10 protein-coding genes and 1 pseudogene are annotated in these 8,893 nt (G+C 69.1%); 3 read left to right on the top strand and 8 right to left on the bottom strand.

Features of this window, described 5'->3' with window-relative positions; genetic code table 11:
- Nucleotides 1-39 precede the first annotated feature (39 nt).
- Nucleotides 40-270, top strand: a complete 231-nt coding sequence (locus tag CCN42_RS44280) for a DUF6207 family protein (RefSeq protein WP_143661887.1) — start codon at nucleotides 40-42, stop codon at nucleotides 268-270.
- Here the strand turns inward: CCN42_RS44280 and CCN42_RS09870 are convergent.
- The 5 genes and pseudogenes from CCN42_RS09870 to CCN42_RS46100 form a co-directional block, all read right to left on the bottom strand.
- A complete protein-coding gene (locus tag CCN42_RS09870) occupies nucleotides 201-1,265 on the bottom strand; it encodes a fatty acid desaturase family protein (RefSeq protein ID WP_086734639.1) in 1,065 nt (354 codons plus the stop codon). The two genes, CCN42_RS44280 and CCN42_RS09870, sit on opposite strands and share 70 nt — an antisense overlap.
- 1,418 nt (nucleotides 1,266-2,683) lie before the next feature.
- The gene (locus CCN42_RS09860) at nucleotides 2,684-3,271 is read right to left on the bottom strand and encodes a DUF5994 family protein (protein WP_086734638.1); all 588 of its coding nucleotides are present in this window, start codon (nucleotides 3,269-3,271) and stop codon (nucleotides 2,684-2,686) included.
- A gap of 146 nt (nucleotides 3,272-3,417) precedes the next feature.
- The gene (locus CCN42_RS43225; RefSeq protein ID WP_169731430.1) at nucleotides 3,418-3,588 is read right to left on the bottom strand and encodes a hypothetical protein; all 171 of its coding nucleotides are present in this window, start codon (nucleotides 3,586-3,588) and stop codon (nucleotides 3,418-3,420) included.
- Between the two features lie 32 nt (nucleotides 3,589-3,620).
- Nucleotides 3,621-3,977 carry a PRC-barrel domain-containing protein gene (locus CCN42_RS44270; RefSeq protein ID WP_086734636.1) on the bottom strand — a complete coding sequence of 119 codons (357 nt, stop codon included), beginning with the start codon at nucleotides 3,975-3,977 and terminating at the stop codon, nucleotides 3,621-3,623.
- 819 nt (nucleotides 3,978-4,796) lie between these two features.
- Nucleotides 4,797-5,048: pseudogene (locus CCN42_RS46100) on the bottom strand (ATP-dependent DNA ligase); the annotation flags it as partial.
- Nucleotides 5,049-5,309: 261 nt separating this feature from the next.
- Here CCN42_RS46100 and CCN42_RS09845 point away from each other — a divergent pair.
- Nucleotides 5,310-6,086, top strand: a complete 777-nt coding sequence (locus tag CCN42_RS09845; RefSeq protein ID WP_245877210.1) for a class I SAM-dependent methyltransferase — start codon at nucleotides 5,310-5,312, stop codon at nucleotides 6,084-6,086.
- 54 nt (nucleotides 6,087-6,140) lie between these two features.
- On the opposite strand, the gene CCN42_RS09840 is transcribed toward CCN42_RS09845, so the two are convergent.
- Nucleotides 6,141-6,410 (bottom strand): hypothetical protein, encoded by a 270-nt coding sequence (locus tag CCN42_RS09840; protein ID WP_143661886.1) that lies wholly within the window; start codon nucleotides 6,408-6,410, stop codon nucleotides 6,141-6,143.
- A complete protein-coding gene (locus CCN42_RS42070; protein ID WP_143661885.1) occupies nucleotides 6,382-6,642 on the bottom strand; it encodes a hypothetical protein in 261 nt (86 codons plus the stop codon). The genes CCN42_RS09840 and CCN42_RS42070 overlap by 29 nt, the downstream gene beginning before the upstream one ends.
- Before the next feature lie 695 nt (nucleotides 6,643-7,337).
- Here CCN42_RS42070 and CCN42_RS09830 point away from each other — a divergent pair.
- Complete coding sequence (locus CCN42_RS09830; protein ID WP_086734632.1) at nucleotides 7,338-7,712, top strand: hypothetical protein; 375 nt, start codon at nucleotides 7,338-7,340, stop codon at nucleotides 7,710-7,712.
- 10 nt (nucleotides 7,713-7,722) lie between these two features.
- On the opposite strand, the gene CCN42_RS09825 is transcribed toward CCN42_RS09830, so the two are convergent.
- Nucleotides 7,723-8,235, bottom strand: a complete 513-nt coding sequence (locus tag CCN42_RS09825) for a hypothetical protein (RefSeq protein WP_086734630.1) — start codon at nucleotides 8,233-8,235, stop codon at nucleotides 7,723-7,725.
- Nucleotides 8,236-8,893: the final 658 nt, after the last annotated feature.

Genomic DNA, 8,893 nt, shown 5'->3' with positions numbered 1-8,893 from the left:
TGGGCGTACTCGGGCTTTCGTGACAGCGTTCAGTGCGTCGTGCCGGGCACGAGCCGATCAGAAAGTCACCTGGCGGAACCTGGGCTGCTCGTCATCGGCGTCGCGGCTGTCGATGACCGTACCGCCTTCGCCTTCAGCAGGGCGCTGGCCTCTCGGTGGGCCACCGTTACCGCCGGCCTCGCCACGCGTGACCCAGGTCTTCAGACGAGCCGCGGCTGCTGCCGCAGCGGACTGCTTGCTTGGTGCAGGCTCCTGAGTGCCTGTCCGTAGGAGGCGATGAGCGAGGTCTGGAGGTAGGCCACGCCCAGTTCGTCGCAGTAGCGGTGCACGAGGAGCTGTGCCTTGCGCAGATTCGGCGAGGGCATGCTCGGGAACAGGTGGTGCTCGATCAGGTAGTTCAGTCCACCCAGCACCACGTCCGTGAACCAGTTCCCACGTACGTTGCGGGAAGTGAGGACCTGGCGGCGCAGGAAGTCGGGCCGGTCGCTGCCGGTGAGCGTCGGCATTCCCTTGTGGTTCGGGGCGAAGATGGCTCCCAGGTAGACCCCGAACAGGCACTGGTGTACGAGGAGGAACACCACGGCCTTCCCCGGAGACATCACGAGGAACAGCGCGCCGAGGTACAGGACGAAGTGAGCGGCGAGGAGAGTTCCTTCGATCCGGCGCTGCTTGAGGGAGGGGTCGGCCAGCGCCCGCATCCCCGCGACGTGCAGGTTGAAGCCCTCCAGCGTCAGCAGCGGGAAGAACAGGTACGCCTGCACCCTGCCGAGCAGGCGGGGCAGGCCGGTGGCCTTGCGGGCCTGGGCCTGACTCCAGACGAGGATGTCGGGGGCCACGTCGGGGTCGAGCTCTTCGTGGTTGGGGTTCGCGTGGTGGCGGGAGTGCTTGTCCTGCCACCAGCCGTACCCCATGCCGATCCCTATGTTGGCGGCGAGCCGCCCGATCAGCGCGCTCGAACGGCTGCGCCGGAACACCTGACGGTGACCGACGTCGTGCGCGACGAGCGCGACCTGTCCGAAGACCGCAGCGAGGAACACGGCGGTGAGCAGCGTCCACCAACTGTCGCCGATCGTCACGAAGGCCAGCCAGCCCACCGCGTAAGCCGCGGTCACCAGCGTCATGCGCACGCCGTAGTAGAAGGGGCGACGCCGCATCAGTCCGGCGTCCTTGATCTGCTTGGACAGACGTGAGAAGTCACTGCCTGCGCGGCGTTCCCTATTCGGTGCGACGGTGTCGCCGGCGCATTGCGTCGTGTCTGTGGTCATCGTCGGTCCTGTCGTTCGCGAACTGGGCGGGGACTGGCCGTCATCGAAAGACGACGAGGGGTCGGCATGATGTCTCATTTCCCGGCGCCGACCCGCACGCGGACGACGTCACAACGGCACGTCGCACACGAAGTCGGGTCGGGGCGGTAGGGGGAACTGAATCTGTCACGCCGCCGTGGCGACGTATCCAGCAGATCGGTTCCACACGGTGCTGGCGCAGCAATGGGATTCAGCGCGCGTACAAACGTGGCGCGGACACCAGTACTTCTCCAGAAGGTGTGGGAAGAGCAGCCATGGGCCGGGGCATCCTGATGTCAGAGTACACAAGGCGGTGTAAGGGCCAGGTGTGGCCCGAACTCGGCCACGCCAGCGCTCGGTCCGCGTCGGTGCCGGGACCCATCCGCTGTGCACGTCGCCCCGAATCGACCGTCGAGATCTGAATGACCCATCGAGATCGGTCTTTCGACGCCGGTGCCCGGATGGTGAAGCCGGTGATCGGCTTTCATCCCCTCTGTGCGCCTCGCGCCGGGCGGGCCCGCGGGACAACCGTGGTCGCTGCCGGGTGCGCGGCAGTTCAGACGGCCGGGGTGACGGGTGCGGTCCCCCAGGCGGTCCAGGCGTTCGTAGAGGGTGCGGATGAGGCGAACGCGGTCGGTTCTGGTCACAGTGCACGGTGCCCTCCAGCGACGCGAACAGCCGCCTCTCTGTCTCACGCAGGACGATGCCGGGGAGCGCTGGGGGGCCGCTGTCCTCCGGCAGCTGGCCGGCGCGGCGTCGTACACCGACGGCGACGCGCGGGTGTGTCCGGTCAGTTGGAGGGCGATCTGCTGGTGATCGCGGGGCGTGAGCACGTCTGGGCCGGTCTACGCGAGGACGGCTTTGACTGGGCTCGCGCACGGTTCGCGGTCGAGCGTGAGTTTCCGCTTCGAGCAGGTCTTCGGGGTCGTGCCGGACCGTGTGCATGCTGATGCAACGGCGCGGCGTACGGCTGCCGAGGTCCCGCAAGCACGCGGGAGCCGGGCCCGTGCCCCGGCCGGCCGGGCAGGCTGGCGCCCGCGGCGAAGGTGCCTGTGGGAGGCGTCGCGCGAAGGCGCCGCTGCACCCGCTGCCTGGCGGTGGAGGTACGCGATGCCGTTCGACCGGGTTTACGTCGGGCTCTTGTGGGTGCGGCGAGGACGCAGCGCTCCGCGCCGCCGTCGCGGTGGTCCCGGCGTTCGCCGATGTCGTTGGCTCCGGGCGCCCGGCTGCGGGCCCTCCGCTCGGCCGGCGGGACCCGGGCCCCGGGCGGCGGATCCGGAACGGCCGTAGGGGAAGGCACCGATGCGCTCGCCGCGCTGCGCGTTGAGCCGGTGGATCAGGAACGCGCCCGGCATGATCAATCCAGGAGTGCCATCACCGTCAGGAGGTGTCCATGGTCCTCACGCCCTTGGCGTCCGGTACGGCGGCACGGCCGTGGCCGCCCGGCTCCGAGCGGGCCCAGCTGGTCCGGAGGCCCCATGCCCTCCCTCGGAGACCCAGGCCGCTTTCACGGTCCGGTCGGTCTCAGCGGCGTCCCCCAGACGCACGGCCTCCTCCATCAACGCGCTCCCGGTGGAGGTGCGCGTCGGGTCGCTCGCGGCGGCCATCAGCCATGCGGCCTCGGCGGGAGGTGTCTGCGGGGGCACCACCAACAGGTTCCAGCGGCCCACGTGGTAGGAGAGCAGCAGCAGCTCGTGCGGGTCCTGCTCGGCGCGGAACCAGCCCACCTTCACCACGTGCCCGGTGAGGGGCACCTTTCGCGGTACGACCGGCCACTGGTCGGGATTGACGGTGATCCGGGTGATCCGTCCCCATAGCGGATCGAGAACGGCCGCGAGTGCGGGCAGTTCGGCGTGGAGGTCGCGCGAGCGCGGCCACCAGGCGCCGTCCAGCAAGGCCGGTGCGGAACCGGTGGGAGCGAGCGAGAGGCGAGGGGAGGGGGCGAGCCCGCCTTCGGGTGTCGCCGGGCGGGAGATGGTCGCAGTCATGACGCGAACCCTGCCTCGGGCCGGTCGGAACCGGCCCGGCGTATTGGATCACCGAGGACGACACAGGCATGGAGGCCGGTGTCGGAGGGTCCTCGATAACTCCAGCATACTCCTCCCTCACGGAGTGTGGTCAGGCTGCCGTTTCGTCAGCGGACGGGCCGTCGGCGCAAGTGCCGTGACCAGCGCACGGTGGCGACGGCGAAGGCGGCCACGAGGACCGCGATGCCGATGATCAGCAAGTAGCCCAGCCCTTCCGCCACGGCGCCGATGATCCCGAGTACGACGGCCACGAGGACCAGGAAGAGAAAGACTGCCATCAGGGATTCGTCTCCTCGGTGGATGCCTGCGGTCAGCGGCGTGCCAGCTGGCGTTCGCCGGCCGCGCCGGGCTGATACGGCATGCCGTAGTACTGGAAGATCGCCTCTTCCTGCTCGGCCGGCAGGACGTCGTCGGTGCCGACCGACGGGGCTTTTCGCACGAGCTTCCTGTCGTACGCGGTCTTGACGTAGCCGGGCCCGAGGACCACGTCCATGAGGGGTACGAAGACCAGACGATGCCGGGTGGGCAGCCCAGTCTGGACGGTGGCCATGGCCGGTTCGTCGGTCGTGGTGTCGACATAGACCGCTTCGAGCCGGCCGATCTTGTGGCCCTTCGGGTCCACGACGTCGTGATTACGCCACTCCCGGATGTCGGCGGGACGGATCATGTCTCTGCCTCCTCTGCGGGCCACCGGTGCGGTGCGATCCGCTCCCGGCGTTCCCCGTCGGGAAACCGGCGACCTCTCCACCCGCCTGCCCCGGATCGCCCAGCGCAGGCCCCCCGCTCCGAAGAACCCGGCCCCTGGCGGCTGCGCGCGGCGCGCTGACAACCACAACAACCGTGAGGCCCGAACGGTGAGCGAGTGGGGCCACACCTCGACCTCGAAGCTTGATCCGCCGGACAGCACACCTAGCGGGTGATGGCCGCCTCGCCGCAGTACCAGGAAGCGGTAGGTCAGTACGACTTGGACCGGTCGAGACCGAACCCCGTTCCCTGCCGCTCGGACATGACGTCGAAGAGGTCCTACGGATCGTTGTCGACCCGGGAAGTCGTCGATCCGCTGGTGTGCCGCCCTGCCAACGCGCCCGCGGTTTCCGGCGAGGGTTTGCATGACTGGCGAGGCGGCAGGGTGGAGGACGTGAGAGATGAGGGGCAGTGGCGGTCGGCGGCCGAGCGACGGTGTGGATGCCGTAGTCCCGCAAGGTCGCCGCTTGGCGGGGGCCGATGCCGTGCAGGGCGTCCACTGGGAGCTGGGCGAGCCAATCCGCGGTCTGGTCGGGGGCGATGGTGAGGACGCCTCCGGGCCGGGGGGACCTGGCGGTGGCGGCGACGGTGATGGACGGGCCGGTACCGAGCGGACGTCGACACCGAGACGGGAGATCGTACGGATCCGCAGCACCTCGCCGAGCCGGTGCGAGGTAGTGCCGTGATACCGCTGGCCACTCCCCCGGATCACCAGCCCTTCGACGCCGGGCACCTGCGTCCAGGACGTCAGCCACTCCTGCGCCGTCGCCACGTCCGTGGTCTCGGGGCACAGCGTCCACGGGGCTCTCAGGCCGCGATCGGTGAACAGCCGCTCCAGCTGCCCGCGCCGCTCACCGTACGGGACGTGCAGCAGCTCCTGGCCTTCGCTATGGAGGACGTCGAAGGCGGTGAAGTGCGCCGGCCTCTCCCGGGCGAGGCGGGTGGCGGTCCAGCCGGAGGAGACCGCGCGCCGCTGGAGCGTCTCGGACGACATCTTCTCCCTGGCCCACACGACCAGCTCGCCGTCGAGGACCAGGCCGTCGGGAAGGTCCGCGGCGGCGCGAGGTCAGGGAAGCGGCTCTGCAGGAGGCTGCCGCGGCTGGACTGCACCAGCAGCGGACCGCGCGCAGGCCACGGCGTGAAGACGATCGCCCGGTAGCCGTCCTTCTCCAGACTTTGATGTGTCTCATGAGACATCAGCTCGCGTCTGTGCGCCCAGAAAAGATCAAGCACCGCAGGGGCTGCTCGTGTCAGGATGCTGGGCATGTCCGGTCGGGCGCTGAGTTTCGGAGCGGTGGCGGAAGCATACGAACGGTTCCGGCCGGGGTATCCCGTGGAGCTGTTCGACATGGTGATGGCCTATGCGGGCCGCCCGGTTCGGACCGCCCTCGAGATCGGCGCTGGGACAGGCAAGGCAACCCGCCTGTTCGCTCAACGAAGGGTCATGGTCACCGCGACCGATCCTGACGGGGCCATGCTCGCCGAACTGCGCAAGCACGTGCCGGCGAACGTGAGAACAGTGCAAGCCGCGTTCGAGGACTTGCGACCGGGCGAACGGTATGGACTGGTCTATGCGGCAGCAGCGCTGCACTGGACGAACCCGGAGGGCCGGTGGTCGCGCGTGGCCGCGCTGCTGGCCCCGGGTGGCGTATTCGCCTCATGCGGCGGGCCATTTCAACTGGCTGACCCGGCTGTGGATGAAGCCGTCCGCGCGGCGCGAGCACCATTCCTGGAGAGCGACGAGATTCCGTCGCCTGACGGGACGCCTCCGGATCATGAGATGCAGTGGCCGGGTACGGAGCTGCAACAGTCTGAGTGGTTCACCGGCGTTCAGCAGTCCGTGATCGAACGGCGCGTGACGATGAGCGCTCGCGACTACGTTGGTCATCTCTCCACCATCTCGGCTTATCTCGTCTTGCCGACCGCGGAGCGAGAGCAGGTATTGAGCCAGATCATGCAGGTACTGCCGGACAGAGTCGAGATGGCCGCCGACATCACCGTCCATCTCGCGTGTCGGCGCCACGAGGATTGATCACGGCACCTCACCATGTCAGCCCGTCGGCCCCAGACTGGTTCCGAGCCACATTCACTCGCGTGCGGCGTGTGTTCGGTCGAGCGGGATGACGACGGCTGAGCGTTGTGCGATCTGCTCGCGAAGGGCAGTGTTCTCCGCGATCAGGGCCGCGATGACCGTGGCGGCGGCGTCGACTTCGATGGCAGCCCAGTCCCGGTCCCAGGCGGCGTCACCGGCCACCTCCTCTGCCTCGCCCTGCCGCCACAGACGACATTCCCGAAGATCTGTCTCGGTAACTGACTGCAGATCCGTCTCACGGGCCAGGAGGAAGTGCAGCAGCATCAGGACGGAGTACGCGTACGACCGCATCGTCTTGGCGTCCTTGCGTTCCAGCGCCAGCGACCGGAAACCACGACGACACCGGCTCGACCGGGCGCATCGCTTCATCCAGCAGGATCGGCGTACCCGAAGGCACCAGACGCCGGGCGAACAGAGCTGACAGCTCTGCCTGACTCAATCCAGCGACCTGGCCGACCTTCCAGACCGTCCGCTGGTCGGTGAAGAACAACTGCACGTGACCCCACAGACATGCGTCACCACCCTGGCAACGTGCAGTCTTTCGGTGCCGGTCGGAGGTGTGCTGGTAGATGCCGCGATGTCACCCGGATGAGACAACTTCAAGTGTCTGGAGAACCGTCGAACCGCGGCTGGAACCGCAGCTCCCCAGGCAGCGCGCCAAAAGCGACAGCCGGTGGGCCGGACGGGTGGCCGACGAGTCCGTGGCGTACCGGGGCTGGCGGGCTGCCGGTTGTGGGTTCAGCGAACCGATCGGCCCGCGCACGGGGCCATGCCTGCGAGGCACATCATGGGACGTCACAAGCGGCACAAGCCGCGCCGCCCACGGGGCGAGAGCGACCGGCCGGCCACGGAGTGGTTCGGCGCCGCGTACCACTCCACCGAGGAATGCAGCACCTGGACGTTGGCCAGTCCGGCAACGGCATCCTGATCACCTCACCCCTGCCGAGATCGACGGCGCTCCGGCCTCGTGGGCGCAGCGTGTGCGCAACGACGACGGCCAGGGGCTGAACGATCTGGGCGCGGCCCTGGCTGCGGCCTGAGCCACCAGCGCGGTGAACACCCACTCCCAGGTGCCGTCGACGGCTCGGTCCGCGGCCACCTCCGTACGCCGAAGCGAGGACCGTCGGCAATGCCTCGCAGCAGCGGAGGATAAGCTGCCCCCTCTGCCGGTTCGGGTGCGAGGAGGAGCACATGCTGGATGCGGTGACCACCCGGTTCATCGGGACAGCGGCGAAGCTGACCCCCGACGCGCTCGCCGTCGTCTACGACGACATGGTGCGCCTCCGCGGCCAGGGCGGCCGTGAGGCGAGCCGCGCGCTCAAGCTCTCCGCTGCGCACGAGTCCGAGTTGCAGGCGATGGTCGGCTCGGCCCTGTTCCCGCGTGCCGACGAACTCAAGGCGTTCCGCTCCGGCCTGCTCTCGGGCGCCAGGTCCGCGTACGTCATTGCCGCACGGGCGGTTCACTGCCGCGAAAGGCTCGCACAGGAGCACTACCACGTGCTCCTGCGGCCCTTCGCCGAGGCGGGCGTCGAGGTCCCGCCCTGCGCGGCCGACCCGGACTTGTGACCGCCGCCGGTCAGTGCCAGTTCTCGGCCCGGTAGACGTACCAGAGCGCCGCCAAGCCCTCCGTCCGTGAGGCCACGGCCGTCATGGCCAAGGCCTCGGCCCGATCGTAGGGATCATGAGGCTTCCTGTCCGGCACGGACGGTGTCATGACCAAGTACCCGCACGCAGTGCGCTGCCACGCTGCGTGGGAGGCGGCCGACCTGCTCAGCAGAGCATCGATGCAGGGATCACTCGACGTGCTCCGCGGCGGTTCCACGAGCGTCTCGCCCTGCGGCACCGGCCACTCCCGCACCCTCTCGCCGTCCCTGTACACGGCCACCTTCTGAGCATGGCGAAGAACCATGTAGCCCATGGGAATCCACTGGACCAGATGTCCGCCGTAGTCCTTGTCCGGATCGGCGAACGCGTACGAGGTCCGGCGCCAGCCGAAAATCAGGTACGGCGCGGTCTCCCCATCGCCCTCACCGTCCAACGGGTCGATACGGTCGGCTTCCACGGGCGGGTAGCGGTAGGGCTCTTGCACACGCCGATCGTGCCAGAGGGCGCCTCGCGGCGGCCAGGCAGGCAGTCGTCGGAATACGGGTCCTCCTACGAGGGGCGGGGCCTCGGATGGCGGGGTGCTCCAACCGCCTGCCAGTCGTCGATGCGGGAGCAGGTGATCGGTCGCTCCGAGGCGACTTCACTCTGCCGCCGACCGCCAGGAAGCCCCCGGGGCTGACGTACCCACCGCGATCTGGAAGGTCATGGCCCTCGCCGCGTCCTCCGCCGGAGACGTCGGCACCACCGATACGCCTCCTGGCCGCACCTGAGAGATCTGGCGGGACGACGGCGGTACAACGGCAGGCGGTACTCGAGCGTCATACCGGCACAGGCAACGGCGCGGCGGGGCGCCGGTACGGCGGCCAGGCGGCACAACAGCGGTCCAGCGGGCAGGTCCACGGGCGACGGCGGCGATGCGGCACAGGCGGCGGGCGCCGCAACCGGCGGCCGGAAGGCGGCACGGCACGGTCCGACACGCGGTGGCAAGACCGATGGCAGCGGCGCGACGACGGGCCGGGCGCGGCGCCCCAGATGACGACGGCGCCCGGCACAGGCAGCAAGCGGCCAGCCGATGCACGCCGCATCCAGGCATACCCGCTCAACCTTGGGGCAACAGCACATCAAACAGCTCGGCTCCCCCT

The sequence above is a fragment of the Streptomyces glaucescens genome, from assembly GCF_002154375.1.
Lineage (GTDB): Bacteria > Actinomycetota > Actinomycetes > Streptomycetales > Streptomycetaceae > Streptomyces > Streptomyces glaucescens.
The sequence above is the reverse complement of the archived record's forward strand: the minus strand, read 5'-3'. Positions and strand labels throughout refer to the sequence as shown.